The 22612-nt window shown below is 26.9% G+C and carries 24 protein-coding genes; 7 read left to right on the top strand and 17 right to left on the bottom strand.

Annotated elements, in window-relative coordinates; all coding sequences use genetic code 11:
• Nucleotides 1-5: 5 nt before the first annotated feature.
• The 4 genes from kdsA to tpiA are packed head-to-tail and all read right to left on the bottom strand — an operon-like array spanning nucleotide 6 to nucleotide 3520.
• Nucleotides 6-830, bottom strand: a complete 825-nt coding sequence (gene kdsA / locus B5L73_RS03170; RefSeq protein WP_085147746.1) for a 3-deoxy-8-phosphooctulonate synthase — start codon at nucleotides 828-830, stop codon at nucleotides 6-8.
• A complete protein-coding gene (locus B5L73_RS03165; protein ID WP_085147744.1) occupies nucleotides 827-2443 on the bottom strand; it encodes a CTP synthase in 1617 nt (538 codons plus the stop codon). The genes kdsA and B5L73_RS03165 overlap by 4 nt, the downstream gene beginning before the upstream one ends.
• 40 nt (nucleotides 2444-2483) lie before the next feature.
• Nucleotides 2484-2777 carry a preprotein translocase subunit SecG gene (secG, locus tag B5L73_RS03160; protein ID WP_085147742.1) on the bottom strand — a complete coding sequence of 98 codons (294 nt, stop codon included), beginning with the start codon at nucleotides 2775-2777 and terminating at the stop codon, nucleotides 2484-2486.
• Between the two features lie 5 nt (nucleotides 2778-2782).
• Entirely contained in the window at nucleotides 2783-3520 is a 738-nt protein-coding gene (gene tpiA, locus B5L73_RS03155) for a triose-phosphate isomerase (protein WP_085147739.1), read from the bottom strand.
• A 56-nt stretch (nucleotides 3521-3576) separates the two neighbouring features.
• On the opposite strand from tpiA, the gene B5L73_RS03150 reads away from it, so the two are divergent.
• The 7 genes from B5L73_RS03150 to gltX all read left to right on the top strand — a co-directional run bounded on the left by B5L73_RS03150 (nucleotide 3577) and on the right by gltX (nucleotide 10983).
• The gene (locus B5L73_RS03150) at nucleotides 3577-4992 is read left to right on the top strand and encodes a SurA N-terminal domain-containing protein (RefSeq protein ID WP_085147736.1); all 1416 of its coding nucleotides are present in this window, start codon (nucleotides 3577-3579) and stop codon (nucleotides 4990-4992) included.
• Nucleotides 4989-6449, top strand: coding sequence for an anthranilate synthase component I (gene trpE, locus B5L73_RS03145; protein ID WP_085147734.1), 1461 nt, complete (start codon nucleotides 4989-4991; stop codon nucleotides 6447-6449). Before B5L73_RS03150 ends, trpE begins: the two co-directional genes overlap by 4 nt.
• Nucleotides 6446-7015: an anthranilate synthase component II gene (locus B5L73_RS03140; RefSeq protein ID WP_085147732.1), complete on the top strand. Its 570-nt coding sequence runs from the start codon at nucleotides 6446-6448 to the stop codon at nucleotides 7013-7015. The genes trpE and B5L73_RS03140 overlap by 4 nt, the downstream gene beginning before the upstream one ends.
• 5 nt (nucleotides 7016-7020) lie before the next feature.
• Nucleotides 7021-8013: an anthranilate phosphoribosyltransferase gene (trpD, locus tag B5L73_RS03135; protein WP_085147731.1), complete on the top strand. Its 993-nt coding sequence runs from the start codon at nucleotides 7021-7023 to the stop codon at nucleotides 8011-8013.
• Complete coding sequence (locus tag B5L73_RS03130) at nucleotides 8006-8797, top strand: indole-3-glycerol-phosphate synthase (protein ID WP_085147729.1); 792 nt, start codon at nucleotides 8006-8008, stop codon at nucleotides 8795-8797. The genes trpD and B5L73_RS03130 overlap by 8 nt, the downstream gene beginning before the upstream one ends.
• Before the next feature lie 88 nt (nucleotides 8798-8885).
• On the top strand, nucleotides 8886-9563 hold the full coding sequence (lexA, locus tag B5L73_RS03125) for a transcriptional repressor LexA (RefSeq protein ID WP_085147727.1): 678 nt from the start codon (nucleotides 8886-8888) through the stop codon (nucleotides 9561-9563).
• Between the two features lie 22 nt (nucleotides 9564-9585).
• The gene (gene gltX, locus B5L73_RS03120) at nucleotides 9586-10983 is read left to right on the top strand and encodes a glutamate--tRNA ligase (RefSeq protein ID WP_085147725.1); all 1398 of its coding nucleotides are present in this window, start codon (nucleotides 9586-9588) and stop codon (nucleotides 10981-10983) included.
• Here gltX and lpxB read toward each other — a convergent pair.
• The 13 genes from lpxB to rpsB are packed head-to-tail and all read right to left on the bottom strand — an operon-like array spanning nucleotide 10963 to nucleotide 22605.
• A complete protein-coding gene (gene lpxB, locus B5L73_RS03115; protein ID WP_085147723.1) occupies nucleotides 10963-12099 on the bottom strand; it encodes a lipid-A-disaccharide synthase in 1137 nt (378 codons plus the stop codon). The two genes, gltX and lpxB, sit on opposite strands and share 21 nt — an antisense overlap.
• A complete protein-coding gene (locus tag B5L73_RS03110) occupies nucleotides 12096-12890 on the bottom strand; it encodes an LpxI family protein (protein ID WP_085147721.1) in 795 nt (264 codons plus the stop codon). Before B5L73_RS03110 ends, lpxB begins: the two co-directional genes overlap by 4 nt.
• A gap of 1 nt (nucleotide 12891) precedes the next feature.
• Nucleotides 12892-13668: an acyl-ACP--UDP-N-acetylglucosamine O-acyltransferase gene (gene lpxA / locus B5L73_RS03105; protein WP_085147720.1), complete on the bottom strand. Its 777-nt coding sequence runs from the start codon at nucleotides 13666-13668 to the stop codon at nucleotides 12892-12894.
• Complete coding sequence (gene lpxD / locus B5L73_RS03100; protein ID WP_085147718.1) at nucleotides 13665-14642, bottom strand: UDP-3-O-(3-hydroxymyristoyl)glucosamine N-acyltransferase; 978 nt, start codon at nucleotides 14640-14642, stop codon at nucleotides 13665-13667. Before lpxD ends, lpxA begins: the two co-directional genes overlap by 4 nt.
• Before the next feature lie 54 nt (nucleotides 14643-14696).
• A complete protein-coding gene (fabZ, locus tag B5L73_RS03095; RefSeq protein ID WP_085147716.1) occupies nucleotides 14697-15149 on the bottom strand; it encodes a 3-hydroxyacyl-ACP dehydratase FabZ in 453 nt (150 codons plus the stop codon).
• An 8-nt stretch (nucleotides 15150-15157) separates the two neighbouring features.
• Nucleotides 15158-15676 (bottom strand): OmpH family outer membrane protein, encoded by a 519-nt coding sequence (locus B5L73_RS03090; RefSeq protein WP_085147714.1) that lies wholly within the window; start codon nucleotides 15674-15676, stop codon nucleotides 15158-15160.
• On the bottom strand, nucleotides 15676-17919 hold the full coding sequence (gene bamA, locus B5L73_RS03085) for an outer membrane protein assembly factor BamA (protein ID WP_085147712.1): 2244 nt from the start codon (nucleotides 17917-17919) through the stop codon (nucleotides 15676-15678). Before bamA ends, B5L73_RS03090 begins: the two co-directional genes overlap by 1 nt.
• Before the next feature lie 11 nt (nucleotides 17920-17930).
• Nucleotides 17931-19094: a 1-deoxy-D-xylulose 5-phosphate reductoisomerase gene (locus B5L73_RS03080; RefSeq protein WP_085147710.1), complete on the bottom strand. Its 1164-nt coding sequence runs from the start codon at nucleotides 19092-19094 to the stop codon at nucleotides 17931-17933.
• On the bottom strand, nucleotides 19091-19720 hold the full coding sequence (locus B5L73_RS03075; RefSeq protein WP_085147708.1) for a phosphatidate cytidylyltransferase: 630 nt from the start codon (nucleotides 19718-19720) through the stop codon (nucleotides 19091-19093). The genes B5L73_RS03080 and B5L73_RS03075 overlap by 4 nt, the downstream gene beginning before the upstream one ends.
• A complete protein-coding gene (gene uppS, locus B5L73_RS03070; RefSeq protein ID WP_085147706.1) occupies nucleotides 19720-20394 on the bottom strand; it encodes a polyprenyl diphosphate synthase in 675 nt (224 codons plus the stop codon). The genes B5L73_RS03075 and uppS overlap by 1 nt, the downstream gene beginning before the upstream one ends.
• Nucleotides 20391-20942: a ribosome recycling factor gene (gene frr, locus B5L73_RS03065; RefSeq protein WP_085147704.1), complete on the bottom strand. Its 552-nt coding sequence runs from the start codon at nucleotides 20940-20942 to the stop codon at nucleotides 20391-20393. Before frr ends, uppS begins: the two co-directional genes overlap by 4 nt.
• Nucleotides 20943-21794 carry a translation elongation factor Ts gene (gene tsf / locus B5L73_RS03060; RefSeq protein ID WP_085147702.1) on the bottom strand — a complete coding sequence of 284 codons (852 nt, stop codon included), beginning with the start codon at nucleotides 21792-21794 and terminating at the stop codon, nucleotides 20943-20945.
• A 1-nt stretch (nucleotide 21795) separates the two neighbouring features.
• Nucleotides 21796-22605: a 30S ribosomal protein S2 gene (gene rpsB, locus B5L73_RS03055; protein ID WP_085147700.1), complete on the bottom strand. Its 810-nt coding sequence runs from the start codon at nucleotides 22603-22605 to the stop codon at nucleotides 21796-21798.
• Nucleotides 22606-22612: the final 7 nt, after the last annotated feature.

Genomic DNA, 22612 nt, shown 5'->3' with positions numbered 1-22612 from the left:
TATTTTTATTTTTTAATCAAATTATCTATGTCAGTTAATTGTTCTAATAGGCTTTCTAATTTATTTAACGGAATCATATTTGGACCATCGGAAGGGGCATTATCAGGATCTTGATGAGTTTCAATAAAAACTCCTGCAACACCCACTGCAACTGCTGCTCTTGCTAAATGTTCTACAAACTCTCTTTGTCCACCACTTTTTTCACCAAGACCACCTGGTTGTTGAACAGAGTGAGTAGCATCAAATATAACTGGGTAACCATTTTTTGCCATTATGGGTAATGCTCTCATATCTGACACTAAAGTATTGTAACCAAAACTAGCACCTCTTTCAGTGACTAAAATGTTTTTATTTCCAGAATCTGAAATTTTTTTTGTAACATTAACCATATCCCAAGGCGCCAAGAATTGACCTTTTTTTACATTAATGACTTTATTTGTTTTAGCAGCAGCTACTAATAAATCTGTTTGACGACATAAAAATGCTGGTATTTGTAAAACATCTACATGACTTGCAACAATTGAGCATTGTTCAATATTATGGATATCAGTTAAAATCGGAACATTGAGTTCTTTCTTTATTTTATCAAAAACTGGAAGCGAAGCATCTAAGCCTGCTCCTCTTTTACCTTTAAGACTGGTTCTATTAGCTTTATCAAATGATGTTTTATAAATAAATCCAACACCAAATTTCTTAGTGATATCTTGTATTTTACCAGCCATATCCATTGCATGTTGTTCAGTTTCAAGCTGACAAGGACCCGCAATAATGCATATTTTACTGTCGTTTGAGATTTCTATTTTATTACAATTTACTTTAATACTGCTCATTTATAATTTTTCGATGCTTTGATAAATGAAGAGAATAAAGGATGAGGAGATAAAGGTCTAGATTTAAATTCAGGGTGAAATTGAACTCCTATAAACCAAGGATGATTTTGAAGCTCAATTATTTCTGGTAATTTATTATCTGGTGACATTCCTGAAAAAATTAATCCTTTATTTTCAAATTGATTTTTAAGTTTATTGTTAACTTCATATCTGTGCCTATGTCTTTCTTTAATAGAACTTGATTTATAAATTCTATTTATGGCAGAATTATTTCTTAATTTAGCTTCGTATAAGCCTAATCTCATTGTTCCACCTAAATTTTTATCTGTTCCTTTTATTATTTTTCCATCTTTATCCCATTCGTTGATTAGACCAATGACTGGATAACATTTTCTATCCAATTCAGTTGATCCTGCTTTTTTAATCTTTAATTTATTTCGTGCAAATTCAACAATAGCCATTTGCATTCCAAAGCAAATACCAAGGAAAGGTATCTTATTTTCTCTAGCAAATCTAATTGCAGAAATTTTTCCTTCAGTTCCACGCTTACCAAAACCACCTGGTATCAATAATCCAGATACATTTTTTAATTTTGTTTTGATTTCATTATTTTTTAAGTTATCAGACTCAATTCTAACTAGATTTACTTTTACGTTATTTGCAATTCCTCCATGGACCAAAGCTTCATCTAAAGATTTATAAGCATCCTTTAAATTTACATATTTTCCAATTATTGCAATGTTAACCGATTTTTTTGTATTCAATACAATTTTAGTTATTTTTTTCCATGGATTTAGGTTAGGTCTTTTTTTTGGTTTAAGTTTAAAAAATTTTAGAACTTGTTTATCCAGTTTTTGATTAAAAAAACTAATCGGTGCTTCATAAATTGTTCTCACATCTACTGTTTCAATAACATTATCAATTGGGACATTGCAAAATAATGATATTTTTTTTCTTTGGTCTAATGGTATAGATTGTTGAGATCTACAGATAATAATATCAGGTTGTATACCTATGCTTCTTAATTCTTTAACTGAATGCTGAGTTGGTTTTGTTTTGATTTCATCTGATGATTTTAAAAATGGTACAAATGTTAAGTGAATAAATAAAGTTTTTGATTTTCCATGTTCATTTGAAAATTGTCTTATAGCTTCCACAAATGGCAAACTTTCAATGTCTCCAACTGTTCCACCAATTTCACATATTACAAAATCCTCATTTGTAATATCTTTTTTTATAAATTCTTTTATTCGATTTGTAATATGGGGTATAACCTGAACTGTTTTTCCAAGATACCCTCCCTTTCTTTCTTTTTTAATAACATCACTATAAATACGACCAGTTGTTATATTGTCTGATTGTTTAGATGATATGTTTGTAAATCTCTCATAATGACCTAAATCTAAATCAGTTTCAGCTCCATCATCAGTAACAAAAACTTCACCATGTTGAAATGGGCTCATTGTTCCAGGATCTACATTTAAATATGGATCCATTTTTCTTAATCTAACCTTGTATCCCTGAGATTTTAGCAAATAGGCTAATGATGCAGATGAAAGACCTTTTCCTAATGAGGAGACCACGCCGCCAGTGACAAATATATATCGCGCCATGGAAGTATCTTATAGCTAATAAAAAAGTAAATGAAAAGTATTAATTATTATTTTCTGGGATCGTTGGTGTATCTTCTTCAACTTGATCTAAAACTGAGCTAGAAGGTGTTAAATCACCTCTAGATACGATCGTTAAAGCTAAACTGCATATGATAAATAGAGTTGCAACAACACCGGTTGCTTTTGTCATAAAATTTCCTGCTGACTTTGAAAACATCATGTTTTCCTGAGAAACTCCGATTCCAAGAGCTCCACCTTCAGATTTTTGCATTAAAACTAACAAAACTAAAACTAAAGCTAGAATGATATTTAACACTAACAATATGTTTTCCATGAGGGTTAATTATATGTTTTTTTGATTATATCAATAAATTTTTTGGGATCTTGTGAAGCTCCTCCTATTAGAAATCCATCAATATTTTTTATTAATTTTAATTCATTTATATTTTTTGGATTTACCGAACCCCCATATAAAACTTTAATATTTTTAACTTTCTTTTTAATAAAATTAATAGTTTTAAATAAGTCATCTGATTTAGGTATAACACCTGTCCCAATTGACCACACAGGTTCATAAGCAATAACAATATTTTTTCTTCTCTTAACTTTTTGCAGACCTAATGTAATTTGCTTTAATAAAATTTTGTTAGTAATTTTTTTTCTTTTTTGACCTAAAGTTTCACCGATACAAAAAATAACTTTTAAACCTGATTTAGTTGCTGCTTTAATCTTAGTATTAATTAATTTATCTGTCTCACCAGACTCACGATTTTCTGAATGACCTAGAATAACATATTTGGCTCCAACATTCTTTAACATCGTAGAATTTATAGAACCGGTTGAAGCACCATATGTAAGACTTTCATGACAATTTTGAGCTCCAACTTGAATTTTGGAATTCATGATCTTCTTAAACATTGGGTGAATTAATGTATTCGGTGGGCAATAAATTATTTTAGTATTTTTTGACTTTTTAAAAATTTTCAAAAATTTAATTACTTTAGTAAGTGAATTTAATGTACTTAATCCACCAAACATTTTCCAATTTGCGATAAAATACATATATTTATTTGTCATCTACTGAAATTTAATCTATAGGTTTGCTTTTTATAGATCAATAAATTTATATAGTAATGATAGGTAGTTTTAGAAATTTTGCCAAAACAAAGTTTGCTGGGATATTAGTTTTCATAATGATCATTCCTTTTGTTTTTTGGGGTATGGGAAGTATGTTCAGTAGTGGAAATACAAACTCAATTGTTAAAATAAATGAGTCTAACGTTTCTACGGAAGAATTTATTGATTACTTAAATAATTCTGGAATTCCTCAAAAGACAATAAGAGAAAACTTAAATAATAATATTATTGAGGAATTATTGTCTGGATTGGTTTCGACAAAAATTTTAGATCTAGAAATTAGGGAATATGATTTAATTATTTCAAAAGAAACACTACTTAAAATGATTAAAAAAAATAAAAATTTTTTAGATGATCAAGGAAATTTTCAAAGACTTAAATATGAAAAGTTTTTACTTGAAAATAATCAATCAGCACCGCAATTTGAATTACGTCTTAAAAATCGTGAATTACAAAAAAACTTGTTCAGTTTTGTAGGTGCCGGAACTGTTTCACCAAAGTTTTTAGTAAAAAAGCTTTATGAAGAGCAAAATAAAAAATTAGAAATAGATTTCATTAACTTGGATAAATTCTATAAAAAAAAAGGTGATTTTACTGATAATGATTTAAAAAAATTCCTAGAGGAAAATAAAGAGAATTTAAAAGTTGATTATCTTGATTTTGAATACTCAATAATTAATCCAAAAAATTTAATAGGTGTTGATGAATTTAATCAATCTTTTTTTGATAAAATTGATCAAATTGAGATTGATATTTCTAACGAAGTTCCATTCAACTCGATTGTTTCAAATCTAAATCTTAAATCCACAAAGGTTAAAGATTTTTTATTTTCATCTGATAAAAATGAAGTTGAAAAAAAAATTTTTGAATTAAAAGGAACTGATTTTGATATTTTTGAATTAGGTGATGATTATGTTTTATACAAAATTCAAAAAAACGAAAGTAGAGAGCCCGATATAACAAACAGTCAAACTAAAGAAGAAATTTTAGATTTAATTTTTCAGAAGAATAAATTTGATTACAATACTAATTTAATAGAAAAAATTAAGAATAATGAATTTAATGATAACGAATTTATACAAATGGGCCAACAAAATATCAAAACAGCAAAATTAAATTCAATAAGAGACAACAAAAAATTTGATATTAACGCAGTCAAAATTTTATATTCTTTACCAATTAATTCATTCACTTTAATAAATGATGAAAAAGAAAATATTTACTTGGCTAAAGTCAAAGATTACCAAGTTGAACTAACTGATAATAACAATGAAATTATAGATTATACAAATAAACAAAATTCGAATTTAAAAAATAATATGTTAAAGTCTTATGATCTATATCTTAATAGTAGATATAATGTTACTTTAAACCAAAAAACAATAGAACGAGTTAAGAATTTCTTTCAATGAACATAAATCGAAGCTTCAAAGATTTTAAGTTTCGACATAGAAGCAATAAAAATCAGATTATATATACTTCAAAAAAAATCAAAGGTGATGAAGAGATCTCGAATTTAATAGATAATTTTTTAAGTGAAAAAAATAGCTTTATATTTGAGTCAGTAGAAAAAGGTAAAATCAAAGGAAGATACACTATATTTGGAAAAAATCCTGATAAGATATGGGAATTTAAGAATAATAATTCTTATTTGATTCAAAATAAAAAAAAAGTCAAACTTAAAGATAAACCAGAAAATTTAATCGAAAAAATTATTGAGGAATTTAAATTTGAAACACCTAAAAGTTTACCAAAAATTTGTTCTTTAATTTCGGGATATTTTTCTTATGACTCTATAAGATATATCGAGAAAATTCCGAACAATTGTAAGGATGATCTTAGTATACCTGATGTAAGACTTCTAAGACCAAGAATACTTATAATTCATGATAATTTAAAAAAAGAAATTTTCTATATAAGAAATATCTATAAGGATGAAAAAATTATAGATTATCAAAAAAAATATGATGAGGTAAAATCAGATCTTTTTAGATTGCTTATTCAATCATCAATTAAAAATATAGATAATAGAACTCAATTAAAATCAAATAATATTAAAGTTAAATCAAACACTTCTAAAAATAGATTTTTGCAAATGGTCAATAAAGCAAAAGAATATATTAAATTAGGAGATATATTTCAGGTAGTTTTAAGTCAAAGATTTGAAGCTAAGCTAACAAAAAAACCAATTGATATTTATAAAAAACTTAGAGTGACTAACCCTTCACCTTTTATGTTTTTTTTCAATTTCAATGATTTTCAAATTATTGGTGCTAGCCCAGAAATACTGGTGAGACTAAGGGATAACAAAATCACTGTAAGACCAATCGCTGGAACAAGACCTAGAGGTAAAACATTGAGCGAGGATCGTTTTTATGAAAAAGATCTTCTTCAAGATAAAAAGGAGCTTTCAGAGCATTTAATGTTATTGGATTTAGGCAGAAATGATGCTGGTAAAGTTTCAAAAATTAATACTGTAAAAGTAACAGAGAGCTTTATTATTGAAAAGTATTCTCACGTAATGCACATAGTATCTAATGTTATCGGTGTATATGATAAGAAGTTTTCAAAATTTAAATCACTTCTAGCTGGTTTTCCTGCAGGAACTGTTTCTGGCGCACCAAAAATTAGAGCTATGGAAATAATTGATGAATTAGAGACAACTAAGAGAAAAGTTTACGCTGGTGGTATTGGCTATTTTTCAGCAAATGGTGAATTTGATACTTGTATAGCTTTAAGAACAGCTGTAGCTAAAAAAGATAAATTCTATGTTCAAGCTGGTGCTGGAATTGTTGCTGATAGCAAACCTTTAAAAGAGTATGAAGAAACTGTAAATAAAGCGAAAGCTTTGATTAATGCTTTAAAATGAAAAAAATAATTCTTATAGATAATTACGATAGTTTTACTTTCAATCTTTATCATTACTTATCATCATTGAAAGTGAAGGTAGATGTTATAAGAAATGATCAGATTACATCTAATCAAATATTAAAAAAAAGATATAATAAGATTGTAATCTCACCAGGTCCAGGTAATCCTAATCAATCAGGTAATTGTTTAAAGATAGTAAAATCTTTATATAAAAAAATCCCAATACTTGGAGTTTGTCTTGGGCATCAAATAATAGGACAAGTATTTGGTTCTAAAATTATTCAAGCTAAAAGACTAATGCATGGTAAAACAAGTAAAATAATCTCAAAAAAAAAGGGAATTTTAAAAAATCTTCCAAAATCATTTGAAGCAACACGCTATCACAGCTTAATTATTGATAAAAAATCACTATCAAAACACCTTGAAATCACGGCTGAGAGTAAAGATGGTTTAATTATGGGTGTTCAACATAAAAAATATAATGTTCATGGAGTGCAATTTCACCCTGAAAGTATTAAAACTAAATTAGGTATTAAAATTTTAAAAAATTTTATTAAAATTTAAAATCAATGAAACAATTCATAGATAAAATTAAGAATAAAGAAGATCTCTCTTTTGAAGAAAGTAAGGCAGCTTTTGAATTATTGATGGAGGGTAAAGCAAACGAACAGGAAATATTTGATTTTTTAACGCTCTTGTCGGCTAAAGGTGAGGTTTCAGATGAAATTGCTGGTGGTGTTTACGTGCTTAGAGACAAGTCAAAAAGAGTTAATGTAGATAATTGTGTTGATACATGCGGAACTGGTGGTGATGGAATGAATACACTTAATATTTCTACTGCCTCTGCATTATTACTCGCCAGTATGGGTGTTAAAGTAGCAAAACACGGAAATAAAGCAGTGTCATCTAAATGTGGATCTGGAGATGTTTTAGAAGCTCTAAATATTAACATTAATTTAGAACCAGAAAATATTGAGGCTCAAATTAATAAAAATAATTTTGGTTTCATGTTTGCTCCTAATTACCATAGTGCAATGAAGTATGTTGGCCCCACTCGAAAAAAAATTGGCAAAAGAACAATCTTTAATATGATTGGACCTTTAAGTAGTCCAGCCTTGGTAAAAAGACAAGTTGTTGGTGTCTTTGAAAAAAAACTATTAAAAACATTTGCTAATGCTTTAAAAAATTTAGATATTAAATTTGCATGGATCGTTAATAGTGAAGATGGTTTAGATGAAATTTCACCATATGCTAAAACAAATATTATTCAATTAAAAAACAACGTTATATCTGAAATTATCATTGATCCGAAAGAATTTAATGTAAATGCAGATAAATTTGAAAATCTAATTGGAGATGATGCAAAATTCAATGCAAATAAAATGATTGAAATATTTGAGGGTAAGGATAATGATTTTTCTAAAGCTGTATGTCTAAATGCTGCAGCAGGATTAATTGTAAATGAAACTCATGAAGATTTTAGCGAAGCTTATAACAACGCCAGAAAACATATTTTATCAAATAAAGTAATCCAACATTTAGAAAAAATTCAAAATGTCTGAAAATATACTCGAAAAGATTATTAAAAAAAAAATAGAAAAAATTGAAAATTCTAAAAAAAATTTTTCAATAGATACATTAAATGAATTAATAGAAAAAAATAAAACTTTTGTTAATTTTAAAGAAAAAATTAAAAAAAATATTAAGGAAAACAAATTTTCAATTATTGCTGAGATCAAAAAAGCTAGTCCTTCTGCAGGTGTAATCATAAATGATTATGACCCTGTTAAAATAGCTAATATATATAATGACAATAAAGCTACTTGTTTATCGGTTTTGACTGAGGAAAATTTTTTTTTAGGAGATTTAACACATATAAGTCAAATTAAACAAAATATTAATTTACCAATTCTTTGTAAGGACTTTTTTGTAGATAAATTTCAAATTTCATTAGCAAAAAGTCATGGAGCAGATGCAATATTAATTATATTAGCTGGTGTAAGTGAAAGTCTTGCGAATGAGTTATATGAAGAAGCACTTAAATTAAATATGTCTGTGATAGTTGAGGTACATACAGTTGAGGAGGCAAAACAAGCTTTAAAATTTGAAGATGCATTAATTGGCATCAATAATAGGAACTTAAAGACACTTAAAACCGATATAAATACAACTTTTGATATTCATGATGTTTTAGTTAATCATAAAGGTCCATTAATTTCTGAAAGTGGAATTAAAAATAAAGATGAACTATTAGAACTCTCTAATAAAACATCTATTAAAACTTTTCTAATTGGTGAATCACTTTTGAAAAATTTGGAAAATAATTCTATTTTCTCAGTTCTTTAGTCAAATAGTTCCCTATTTTATTGCCTTTTTTACTATTGTGAATTGAAAAGAACTTTTGTAGAACAGATTTTGTACGATATTTGTTCTTATGCTAACAAAAAAACAAAAAAACCTGCTCTTATTCATCAACAAGAAGTTGAGAAGCTCTGGTGTTTCTCCTTCTTATGAAGAAATGAAAGCTTCATTAAACCTTAAATCTAAGTCTGGAATTCATAGACTTATAAGTGCTTTAGAAGAAAGAGGTTTTATTAAAAGACTTGCTCATAAAGCAAGAGCATTAGAAGTAATTAAATTGCCAGAAACGGCCTCTGCAAATGACATTTATAACAATTTTTCACCAAGTGTTATTAAAGGTGGTTTAGATGAGGAAAATTTATCCTCAGATGATGTTGAGGTGCCAGTTTTAGGAAAAATTGCTGCTGGAACACCTGTTGAAGCTATTCAAAATGAGGTTTCAAGAATACCTTTGCCAAGTAATTTAGAGAAAAATGGAGACTATTTTGGTTTAAAAGTTCAAGGAGACTCTATGATTGAAGCTGGAATTCATGAGGGTGATACAGTAATTATTAAAAGAACAGATACAGCTGATAATGGAAAAATTGTTGTTGCTTTAATTGATGAGCATGAAGCAATGTTAAAAAGAATTAGGAAAAAAGGTAAAGTTGTTGCTTTAGAGAGTGCCAACAAAAATTATGAAACTAAAATATTTGGACCTGATAGAGTAAAAGTTCAGGGTGTATTAGTATCTTTATATAGAAACTTCTAAAAAAATAGTCTAAACCATTTTAATGAAAAAAGTAGCAACTAGATTTGCTCCCTCGCCTACTGGTGCATTACATATTGGTGGTGTTAGAACAGCTTTATTTAATTGGTTATACTCCAAGAATCAAAATGGAAAATTTCATTTAAGGGTGGAAGATACAGATAAAGAAAGATCTAAAGATGAATATAAAGATCAAATAATACAATCTCTTAAATGGATTGGTATCAACTATGATGGAGAAGAATATATTCAATCAGAAAAAGTAAGCAACCACGTTAAAGTTGCAAATGAGCTTCTTAAGAATGGTTATGCATATAAATGTTATTGTTCAAGTGAAGAAATAGAAGAACAAAAAAAAAGAGCTAGACAAAAAAAGATTCCTTATATTTATGACAGAAAATGGAGAGATAAAAAAGAATCTGATGCTCCCAAAGATATTAAACCTGTCATAAGATTTAAAAGTAAGATTGATGGAACATCGATTTTGAAAGATTTAGTTCAAGGTGATGTTGAAATTGATAATAATACAATCGAAGATTTTATTATCTTAAGAAATGACGGGACCCCTACATATAATTTATCTGCATCCGTAGACGATCACCAAATGAATATGACACATATTATTAGAGGTGACGATCATAAAATAAACACCTTTAAACAAATGCAAATTTATCAAGCCATGAAATGGGATTTACCCTCATTTGCTCACATACCATTGATACATACAATAGAGGGAAAGAAACTATCAAAGCGAGATCAGGCTTCTACATTAGATGATTATTCCAAAATAGGTATCATGCCAGATGCTCTTCGAAACTACCTTTTAAGACTAGGCTGGTCTTACAAAGATAAAGAAATATTCACAATAGAGGAAAGTATAAAATTTTTTAATTTAGAAGGTATCGGTAAATCTCCCTCTAAACTTGATATGAGTAGAATTTTATCAATGAATGAACACTATATTAAAAATATTGATGAGGATGATTTATTCAACCAATTAACTGAATATTGCAAATTATATAAAAGTGAAATTCAATCAGATAAAAAAGATAAGATTAAAAAATCTCTTACCTTCCTAAAAAATAAAGCAAAAACTTTGGAGGATATATTTAATAATGGTCAATATATTATAAAAGACAAGGTAGATTTTAATAAAGATGATCTTAAATTAATTGACGATAAAGCTAAAAAAGTAATTTCTGATTTTAAGAGTCAGTTTGAAAAAATAGACCTGCCCTCTAGAGAAATTTTAGAACCAATAGTAAACGAGATTATAAAATCGCATGGCACAAATTTTAAAGGTGTTGGACAACCACTAAGGATTGTTCTAACTGGTTCAAAGTTTGGACCTGGTATATATGATATTATTTTATCATTAGGAAAAGAAGAAGTTCAGAAACGATTAAGTGCTAAGATAGCTTGAAACTACTGTTGAAGCTTCTGAAGATGAAGAAGTTTTAGATTTGATTTCATTTAAAGTATTGCTCACGTCAAGAATTTGTTTTTTCATAAGCTCAGGGTTTTTTAAAAAATATGCTACAGATCTAAAAATTTCTTTTGAATTACATTCTTTTTGAATTAATTCTGGAATTATTTCTTTTTGGTTAATTATATTAATTATATTTGCATATTTTGTTTTTACTAAAAATTTTACAATTAAAAAATTAATAAAATTCATTTTATAAATAATAATAGATGGAACTTTTGCATTACAAATTTCAAGAGAAACAGTTCCTGATTTTGCTACAGCAAATATAGAATTTGATAGTATTTTAGATTTTATATTCTCGTCAGATATAACTTCAACATTATTGTAGTTTGTTTTTTTAATCTCATTTTTTATTAAATCTTTGTTTTGATCAGTCGCATGAAAAACAAAATTATATTCATTAAATTTTTCATTCATTAATTTAATAAAGTTTACTAAAATTGGTAAAAGAATATTGGTTTCAGATGATCGGCTTCCAGCGAATAAAGATATAATTTTTTTATTGTCATCAATTATATTTGATAAATTTGTTTTAACATTCTCTTTATTTTCAAGTAAAGGATGACCAACGAAAGTGTTCTTAATATCTTCTTTATCAAAGTATTTCTTTTCAAAATTGAATAATAATAAAACATGGTCTAAAAACTTTTTAAAATTTTTAACCCTACTTTCTCGCCATACCCATACTTGTGGTGCAACATAATGTATTGTTTTAATATTAGGATTTATACTTTTTACTTTTTCAGCAACTCTTAGGGTGAAATCTGGACTATCTACACTAAATAGAATATCAGGATTAAATTTAATTATTTTTTTTACAGTTTCATTTATTTTATTTCTGATTTTAAATAAATTTAAAATTACACTTGTAAAACCAATGTAGGTTACTTCCTTAAGATCATATATTGATTTAACACCAAGTTTGTTTAAATGAGAGCCTCCAACACTTAGATATTCTATATTTGAATGATTTTGTTGAAGCTTAGAAACAACTGTAGATGCTAATTTATCTCCAGAAGGTTCACCAGTTAATATAAAAATTTTTTTCATTTCACTGAGATAAACATTTTATTCTTATTAGCAAAGTTAATACATTTATTCTTGTCTAAAAATACATGTTGTTTACTTTTTACAACAATACCTTTTAATCCTGCCGTCTTACTTTGTTTAATTGTTTTTAATCCAATAGTAGGTAAGTCAACTCTAAGATCCTGTTTTTTTTTTGGAAACTTAACTAAAACCCCATAATTTCTAAATTTTATGCTTCTACTTTTTTCAAGCATTTTTTTAGTTCCACCTTTACCTTCTATGGAAACAACTTTTTTATTTCTAACTACAACTCCTTGACTAAAATTATATTCTCTTAAACTATTTAAAGTTTTGATTGCTTTTTTAATATCCAATTGATCCAATTTATTAGGTTTAATTTTTGAATAATTACCCTTTTTAAGAGACAGCTCTGGATTAAATTTGAGCGAATTTTCGGTTTTAATCTTATTTTGAGCAAGTATTTTGATAATTTCTTTCAAAATTGCAGCATCACCGAGCTTGGATGCTTTGATAATTCTTGGAATGTAATAAATTCCTTTAAGGTCTAATTTTAATTTTGAAAAGTTTGGTTTGTTAACTTTCCCTGCAAATAGGACTTTTTTACAGTTATTTTCCTTAAGGATATTAATTATTTTACCAAATTGACCTATAGAAATTGAATAAGATTTACTATCTTTTTTAAATTTCTTTGATTTAGATAAATCAATTATTAGATATTTTATTTTTCTTTTTTTGATTGTTTTAAGTATTTTATTTGGGAAGTCTGTATCACCAAAAATTAATCCTATCATCTTATGAAAATGGGGTACAAATAGATCTTTTTTTATCCTTAGTAATGAATTCTATTACTTCTTTAACTAATGGGTTTTCCTTAAATGAACCATTTAATTTACTTATATTTTCATTGATATTTTTGGTAGCGAAAATCTCTTTATATGCCTCACTCAATCCTAAAATATCCTTATTTTCAAATTTAGCTCTTCTTAAGCCTATTAAATTTAATCCTTGTAATGAATTTCTATTTCCTGTTGATAACCCATATGGAATAACATCATGTAACACTCCAGTCATTCCTCCAATCATTGCCATTTTACCAATTCTTGTAAACTGTTGAACAGCAGAATTTCCACCTATAACTACATTATCCTCAATAATAGCATGACCTCCTAAAGGTACATTATTTGCTATAATTACATTGTTACCTACCTGACAATCATGAGCTACATGAGATGAAATCATAAATAAACAATTGTTTCCAATTGTAGTTGTGCCTCCACCACCAATCGTGCCAGGATTTATTGTTACATACTCTCTTATTTTATTGTTATCTCCAATAGACAAGCTTGTTTCTTCACCATTATATTTTAAATCTTGGGGGTCGTTTATTGAAACAAATGGATAAATTTTATTTCCTTTTCCAATTTTAGTATTTCCAGTAATGTTCACATGAGATTGAATTTCTGTATTCTCTCCAATTTCAACATTTGGACCAATGACAGAATAAGGCCCAATCTTTACGCTTGAATGAATTTTTGCATTTTTATGTATTATGGCTGTTTTATCTATCATTTATTTTCTCTAATAAAGTTTTTTAAATCTTTTGCTGGATAGCCCATCACTTTAGAGTTATCAGGAATGTTTTTTATTACACCACTACCACCACCTATTTGTACATTATTACCAATCTTAAGATGTCCTGAAATACCTGCCTGACCTCCAATCATAACATTATTTCCTAAAGTAGAACTTCCTGCAAAACCTACTTGTCCAGCAATAATACAATTTTCACCAATTTTAACATTGTGTGCTATATGTATTTGATTATCTAAATATGTATTTTTTCCTATAATTGTATTTGAAAGAGAACCTCTATCTATTGTGGAACCACAACCTATTTCTACATTATCCTCAATTATTACAATGCCTATTTGGGGATATCTAAAATTAACATCTTTATTTGGAAAAAAACCAAACCCTTTTTTCCCAATTACACATCCATCTAAAATGTGAACGTTATTTTTAATTAATGAATTTCTAATAATTACGTTTGATCCTATTGAACAATTATCACCTATATTGACATTTTTTTCTATGATTGAATTATGACCAATTAAGCAATTTGCACCAATTTTTACATTTTCGCCAATAAGAACATTTTTTCCAAATTTTACTTTGTCTTTAAATTTTGTCTCATTTATATCTTTAACAGTTACATCATAATTATCGGTAATTGAGTCAGGATAAAAAATTTTTGTTATTTGAGCAGTATGTAATAAAACTTTGTCAGTAATAATAGGCTGACAGCTATCCGGTAAAAGTGATTGAAAATTTTCAGAAGTTAAGCAATAAGAAGCTTTGGTTTTTTTTGCTAAATCGGCATATTTTTTTGAATGAAAAAAAGTTATTTCATTTTTTTCAGATGAATTAAGATCTTTAATATCTGTGATTTTATCGTCAGAGAAATTGTAATTCTCCAATTTAATTGTCTTAAGTAAAAAATTTATATTATGAGGGCCTGTATTTTTAAAAAAAGGATTTGTCATTAATAAGTTTAATATCAAAACTTATCCTAAAAGCTTATCAAGAATTATTGCTAATTATTTCCTATCAACAATAGTCGCTGACCATTGAGCATCTGACATTTTTTTGCCATCCACAAAAGCCTCCCCCTTGTATTTCCAAACTCTTCCATGCGATCTTATAGCTTCAATATTCAATTCGAGTTTACAATCTGGTATTACAGGATTTCTAAACCTAGCCTTTTCAACACTCATTAAAAAGACTAGCTTATTTTCATATTCTTTTTTATCAATCCCATGAGCGGTTAATGCAGCTGCAGCTTGACCAAAAGCTTCTATAATTAAAACACCTGGCAAAACTGGATTTCCTGGAAAATGTCCGTCTACATAAAATGAATTTTTTTTGACATTCATTATTGCTGTTGCTGAGTGAAGATGTTTTATATTAATTAATTCATCTATAAGTAACATTGGCTCTCTGTGAGGTAATAATTCAATTATATCGGATTTTGTTAATTTATTTTTAGTCATTAACTCCTCTATTCAAATTTAATTTTTTTATGTTTATCATTAAATATCTTAAAGATTTCTTCCGTAATATCTAATTTATTATCTCCAAATATAATCTGTTCTTTTTGTAAAAGAATTTGAACTGACTCTTTTTTAAGAAATGCAGTAATAATTGGATTTAATGTTTCAAGAATTTTTTTTTGTGAGTTAATTCTAAATTTATTAAAATCTTCATTACGTTTTTTTCTAATATCATTGTATTTTTTAACTTCTTCATCATAAGACTTCAATAATTTTTCATATTCTTCTTTTTTAAGAATATTCTTTTGTGAAATTATCTTATCTTTTTTATTCTCAATTTTTTTACCCATATCGTTTAACTCAGAGGTAATTTTTTTACTTTTATTTTCTATAATCTTATTTAAAGTTTTTCCTGCTTCAGAGTTGTTAACAATATAATTGATATTTATAAATCTAATATTTTCATTAGCATTTGATATTCCTATAAAAAGAAATATGAAAAGTATTTTAGAAAAAAATAATTTCATTAAAACTGGGTTCCTAGATTAAACCGAAATGTTTCAGTTTTGTCTGAAGAAGCTTTTGACAATGCATCAGCAAAAGAAAAACTTAGAGGACCTATTGGCGTCATTAAATTAAGTGCTACACCAGCAGAGGATCTAATTGTACTTTTATCATCGATAGAACTATCATAATCTACACCCCAAACATTCGCTGCATCAAAGAAAACTCCAACATCAAGATTATCTAGGCCTTGAACTAACGTTGGAAGTGTTGCAGATAAATTTAGTGAACTTACGTGATTTCCTCCTACATAATCATTATTATCAACTGGTCCAATTTTACCTCTTTGAAAACCTCTTAATTTATAGGATGGTACAGTCAATCTCTTAGAAATTCTTACGTCATCACTTAAGCCCGTAATAGTTTTTCCATAAAAACTTACTTTCCCAACCATATCAGAAGTAGATGAAAGTTTTCTATAATTAGTTATTTCAAATGCATTAGATAATTCAGAATTATCTGATACTAAAGGCAATTCTTGTGAGAAGGTCGTCACGTAACCATCCTCTGTTCTGAATTTTTTATCTCTAAGATCCTGATTAATCGAATAGTTGAAATATAAGTCTGTGTATGATCCCTCTTGTTTTTTTAGAATATTTGAGGCATCATTTGTTGTTTCAAGATCTTCAATAAGAAAATCGATCTCTGGGCTAAGAAATATATTTTGAAATTGTTCAAATTTAGTTCCTAATGAAAAACCAATTTCTGAAGTTTTGTAACCTGAATTTGTTAAAAAATCAGAAGTAGAACTTTTTATCGAAGTAAATAAGGTATTATCGCTATAATTGAAATTAGGTTTTGCGTATATAAACTGTCCTTTAATTGAGTCTGATGTCACTTCAAAATTTGTATTAAGTTTAATCCCTTTACCTAAAAAATTATTCTCTTTAATGCCTGCTCCGATTGTTTCACCAGTGGTACCAAAGCCTGCTGTTAAAGAAATTTCTCCTGTTGGTCTTTCCTCTACATTAATATCTATCTCTTTAAATGAATTATTTGATCCATTTTTGATATCAGTTTTTACTTTTTTAAAGATGCCAAGGCTTTGAATATTATTAACAGATTTATTAAATAAAATTTCATTAAATGGATCACCCTCATCAATAATTAATTTATTTCTAATAACTTCTTCTAAGGTGTTAAAGTTTCCAGTTATATTAATCTTTTCAACATAAAACTTATCACTTTCAGAAATGTTTATATTAAAATCAATTTTGTCTCCATTAATTGTCTCATTAATAGAAGCATTTATAAACTCATACTGTCTGGATAAAGCAATATCGTTTATATCATCTAAAAGATCATTCACTTTTAAAAGAGAGTAAGTATCACCTTTTAACTTAGAAAATTTTTTTGTTATATTTTCAAATAGTTTCGCATCATAGTTAGGCGGTAAATTTAAAGAAAAATCATTAAAAAAATATTTTTTACCAGGGGTAATATTGAAAATTAAATTAAAATTGGAATCTTTATCAAACTCAACAAATGAATTTTCAATTCTTACATTAAAATAACCATTATTTTTAAAATAATTTGTAAGAAGTCTTTTATCGAGATTAATCAGCTCTTCATTTATATAGACATTTCTCGAGATAAATTTCCAGAATTTATGTTCTTGAGAAACTATTGCTTCTTTCAATCTTTTTTCTTTAAAAATTTTTTCTCCAAGAAATATGATTTTTTTTATCTTTGCTTTTTCACCTAATTCAACATCAATTTTTAAGTCTAAAGTATTTAATGTTTCATCTACATTTTTTGCACTAGAAATTTTAGCAAAATAGTAGCCATTAGTTTTTAGAATATTGTAAATCAGATTTATATCAGATGATAAAAGGTTTTGATCGAATGATTTCATCTCCGCAAGTTGTAATTTATCTTTTATAAATTCAACTAGTGATTGTTTTTTAATCCCTGTTATCTCTAATTTTTCTATAATTGGATTTTCTTCAACTTTTAAAAATAAAGTTTGGTTTTCAAAACTTAAGTTTATATCTTTAAAGAAACTAGTTTTATACAATTTTTTAATTACTTCATCTAATTTTATTTTTGTGATTTCCTCATTAACTTTTAATTCAGAAAAAATAATTATAGTTTGATCAGAAATTCTTTTATTTCCTGAAATTTCAAACTTTTTTAAAGCTTCTGCATTAGCAAGAGATAGCAGAAAGGAAAAGATTACAATTATTTTTACTAATAAATTATTCATAAATACACGCTTTATATACCTAAAGCATTTAATTTTAAATGAACATAATCCCTTAAATTATATATTTGTTTAATATTTTTGGGCTTAATCTTCTTATATTTTTGAAATTCTTTTAAATTTGAAATTTTATTAATCAATTTAGTGAGATTATGAAAATCAATTTTTCTATCTAAGAATTTATAAACTAGGTAGTCATTAATTGTTATTAAAACTGTTTCAAATAATGATGAATATTTTGGTAATTTATCAAGTATGTTAACTAACGGAAATTTATTTTTTTCTACTTTTTGAAGATTTAAATTATTGAGTATGTTAAAATCTAGAGGACTTGATTCAATATTCTTGTTTTTTTCAAAATAAATAGAATTATAAATTGGTATTGTCATGTCTGGTTCATGAATTAAAAATTTACTTAAACCATTTTTGAATTTTATTATTGTGTGAACATATGATTTTGGATGTGTAAGTATTGAGATTTTATCATAGCCAATATCAAATATATTTTTTGCTTCAATTACTTCAAAAACTTTATTCATTAAAGTTGCAGAATCAATTGTGATTTTTTTTCCCATACTCCAATTGGGATGTTTTAGTGCATCTATTAACTTAATTTTTTTAAACTGATTTTTGGGTAAATTAATGAATGGTCCACCAGAAGCGGTAATAAAAATTTTTTCAACGTCATTTTTGTTCGTATCATTTAGAAGTGAAAAAATTGAAAAATGTTCTGAGTCTACTGGGATAAATTTAGTTTTGTTTTTTTTAAGTTCCTTTTTAATAAGCGGCCACCCACAAACAATTGCTTCTTTATTTGCTATTGCAATTATCTTTGTTCTATTAATTATTTTATATGTAGGCAATAATCCACCAATTCCAGAGATAGCACTCATTACATAATCAACTTTCTTTGGTAAAATTCTTTTTAAACTTTCAAAGTTTTGAAAAATATTAATTTTCTTATTTTTACATAAAATTTTTGTTTTTTTATAACAATTTAAGTCAGTTATAATTATATTTTTTACATTAAATTTTAAGGCTTGAGCAATAAGATCTTTATAATTTGTATTAGCTGTTAATAATTCTATCTTAAAATTTTTTTTATCTTTTTTTATTATGTTAAGTAAGCATTTACCAATAGAGCTTGTTGAACCTAAAATTGCAATTTTTTTTTTCATATGGATGTAGCTAAATAACAAAATGGAAATACAAAAATCATACCATCAACTCTATCAAGTAAACCTCCATGACCTGGTAAGACTTTTCCTGTATCTTTTAATTTTGCCTTTCTCTTAAAAAATGAAATTATCAAATCTCCTATTTGACTGATCAAAGAGATTAATAAAATAAATATAAAAATAATTAACTCTTCATCGGGAAGTTTTGAGCCTCTATTTACAAAATGCCAAAAAATAAAACCTGTACATAAAGACAATATGAAACCACCAAAAACCCCTGCATATGTTTTTTTTGGACTAATCTTGGTTAATTTAGGTCCTTTAAAAATTTTTCCAAATACATAACCTCCTATATCTGTAAAAATACAGATTGTTATAATAAATAAAAAATCTTTATAATTTTCCCCAAATTCGAATGCTGAATAAAATGAAAAAAAAAGGAAAATTATCCCTAAAAATCTAAATATATTATTTTTTTTACTCATTAGAACCCACTCATAACTAGTAACTAAAAACAAAATACTTAAAAAAAATATAAAAAAAATTGAGCCTTTAATGATAAAAAATATTGATATTGGTAACAATATAAGTGAAGTTATTAATCTTTTTTCAAATTCTTTTATCATTAGATATTCCCAAAATTTCTTTTAATATTCTTAAATTTCTTAATTATTTTATAATAATCTTTTTCGTTAAAATCAGGCCATAATTTCTTTTCAAAAAAAATTTCAGAATAAGCTAATTGCCATAATAAAAAATTACTTAATCTTTTTGTGTTACCAGTTCTAATTAATATATCTGGATCCGGAATATCTTTGGTCTGTAGATATTTTTTTACATTTTTTTCATTAACTAATTCTTTATTTTTTCTTATTTCTTTAAATGCATCAATAAGCTCTAATTTTGAGCCATAATTTAAAGCTAAATTTATTTGGAGTCTTTTATTCTTGGATGTCTTTTTTTCGGATAAGTTTAAAAGACTATTTAATTTTGTTGAGAAACTCTTTTTACCAATAATTTTTAACTTAATTTTTTGTTTATTAAGATCCTCAATTTTTTCCTTAAGAAAATTTTCTAAAAGATTAAATAGGAAATTTATTTCTTTTTTTGGTCTTTTCCAATTTTCTGTTGAAAAAGCGTACAATGTAAGAAATTTAATATTATTTTTGATTGTTTCTTTAATAATTTTTTCTACTGTATTTAGACCAGCTCTATGACCAGCATTTCTTGAATTTTTATTCCTTAACCCCCATCTCCCATTACCATCCATGATAATGGCTACATGTTTCAAAGGGTTCATATTGTCATTATTTCTTTTTCTTTAGTTGAAATTTTTTCGTCAACAATTGCTATATGTTTATCGGTAATTACTTGAACACTTTTTTCAAAAGATTTTTCTTCATCTTCACCAATTTCTTTTGATTTTAAAAGTTTTTTAAGTTCCTCATTAGCATCTCTTCTAATATTTCTAATTGAGATTTTACATTTTTCTCCCATAGATTTGATTAATTTTTTAAGTTCTGTTCTTCTTTCCTCGTTTAATTCTGGTATTGGCAATCTTATTAGTTGACCATCTATTTGTGGATTTAAACCTAACTCTGATTTTTTAATTGCAGCATCAACTAAATTCACATTATTTTGGTCCCAAACTTGAATATTTATCATTCTTGGCTCAGGAGTAGTTATACTACCAACTTGATTAATTGGCATTTGTTGACCATAAACATCTACTTTAACAAGATCTAACATTGCTGCATTTGCTCTTCCAGTTCTAAGTGATGATAACTCTTTAGAGAACACCTCAATAGCTTTATCCATTTTTAAGCTATGTGATTTTTCATCAAACATCTATTCGCCTATTTTTATTCTGCTAAATTCCTTTATCTTTAAACCATTAACAGCAAGTTCTTTTAAAACATCTTGAACTTTCTTTTTCGGTTCCATTACCCAAGCCTGAGTCATAAGAGCATTTTCCTCTTTGAATTTATTCATTTTTCCTAAACTTATTTTTTTAGCAATATCCTCTGGTTTACCTGAATTTTTTAGTTCTTCTGTTATTAATTCTTGCTCTTTGTCAATAATTGCTTTGTCAATTAATGTGGACTCTAAAGCTAAAGGATTTGAAGCTGCAATGTGCATTGACAATTGTTTACCGAATGTTTTTACAGTTTCAGAATTTTCATTAGTTTCCAACGAGACAATTACAGCTAGTTTTGCTAAGTTATCCTTAACCACTGTATGTAAATATTGGTAATTAGTTGAAGAAGAATTTGAGATAGTTTTTGTTTGTCCAATTGTTATTTTTTCTCCAATTTTAGCAATCAACGCAACCAAATTATCCTCAACTGAGGAACCATTTTTCATTTTAGCTTTCTTAAGACTTTCAAGATTAGAATCATTTTGGTTATTCAATTCACTTAGCTCTTTCACAAAATCTATAAAGTCATCATTTTTTGCTACAAAATCTGTTTCACAATTTACTTCGATTATTGAAGTCTTTTTTTCATCACCACTAATTGCAACAACACCCTCTTTTGCTTCTCTTGACATTTTTTTTGATGCTTTTGAAATTCCTTTTACTCTTAAAATTTCTACTGCCTTATCTAGGTCGCCATTAGCCTCTTTAATTGCTAAGTTGCAGTCTTTAAAACCAGCTCCTGTAGCAACTCTTAATTTTTTTACTTTTTCAACGTCACTCATATTAATTTATCGTTTCTTTCTTTTTTTCACTAAATTTTTCTTCTAATTTTTCTCTATCTTTTTCTTGAACAGTCTTAGATGATTTAGTTTCTTTTTTATCACTCTCTTTTTTCTCAACTACAGGAATGGTAGTTTTTGCAGAAACAATTGTCTCTTTAATTAAATTACAATATAGATCTATTGCTCTTCTAGCATCATCATTTCCTGGGATTGGATAATCAATACCATCAGGATTTGAATTACTGTCTAAAATTGCAACAATCGGTATACCCAGTTTAACTGACTCCTGAATAGCAAGAGACTCATAATTTGTATCAATAATAAATACTAAATCAGGGACCTTTTTCATTTCTGCTATACCACCCAATGATCTTTGTAGTTTGTCTTTTTTAACACTCATTTTAAGAAGTTCTTTTTTTGTAAAACCTCTATTTTCAGACACTAAATTTAATTCTAATTGTTTTAGTTTTTTTATTGAATTTGATATAGTTCCCCAATTAGTTAGCATTCCTCCTAACCATCTATAATTTACAAAATATTGATCAGTTTCTTTAGCAACTTCTGCTATAGCCTCTGATGCTTGTTTTTTTGTTGAGACAAATAATATTTTTCCATTATTAGATATAACTTCATGAACTTTTTCTAGTGCAACTTTTGTAAGTTCTAAGGTTTGAGTTAAATCTATTATATGGATGGAATCTCTTTTGCCAAAAATATATTTTTTCATTTTTGGGTTCCATCTAAGTGTTTTGTGTCCTAAATGAACACCTGCTTCTAATAATTGTTGGATTGTAAGGTTAGGTATTTTCATATTTTTT

The sequence above is a fragment of the Candidatus Pelagibacter sp. RS39 genome (assembly GCF_002101315.1).
In the GTDB taxonomy this organism is placed as follows: domain Bacteria; phylum Pseudomonadota; class Alphaproteobacteria; order Pelagibacterales; family Pelagibacteraceae; genus Pelagibacter.
This window is presented reverse-complemented; position numbering and strand designations above follow the sequence as displayed.